The following is a 509-nucleotide window of genomic DNA, read 5'->3' on the forward strand; positions in this document are numbered from 1 at the left end:
CCGGCCCGTAGGCGTAGCGGCTGAACGTCTTGGCCAGGGTCTCCCAGTTCTGGGCGGCGAAACGGGCCAGCGGCGCGGTCAGGTCGTAGCGCAGCGCCATCCATTGCTCGTCGTCGTCCTGCAGGGCGAACACGCCCTCGTTCGGGCGATCCGCGTCCGGAAGGAACTTGCCCAGGGCGTCGGCGTATTCGAACGCGCCGGTGTCGAGCGCCTCGAAGCCCCAGGCCTCGTAGACCTCGGACACCGCCCGCACGATGTGGCGCTCGGCGCGCAGGTCGCGGGCGCGCTTGTCGGCGAAGCCGCGCGGATTGCGGGCCTCGGGTCGGAACGCCTCGGTTTCGGCGGCGGTCTGTTCGGCGGTGGTGTCCATCAACGTCTTCCGGATCGGTGCGGGGACGGATGGAGCAAGGCCGGCCCCATCCGGGTCTCGGCGGGGCTCGGGCCTGGGCGGTCCTGGCTTAGGCCGCGCGCGTCCGGGCCGCCCCGCCGAGGCAGGTCGGACGCGAATG

General features: G+C 72.5%; 1 protein-coding gene. It reads right to left on the reverse strand.

The genetic code is table 11. The features are described 5' to 3' along the window. Positions 1–370, reverse strand: a 370-nt coding sequence (locus tag D1614_RS29055; protein WP_175579332.1) for an ATP phosphoribosyltransferase regulatory subunit, incomplete at its 3' end; no start/stop codon positions are given. Positions 371–509 lie beyond the last annotated feature (139 nt).

The sequence above is a fragment of the Maribellus luteus genome, assembly GCF_003576475.1.
Lineage (GTDB): Bacteria > Bacteroidota > Bacteroidia > Bacteroidales > Prolixibacteraceae > Draconibacterium > Draconibacterium luteum.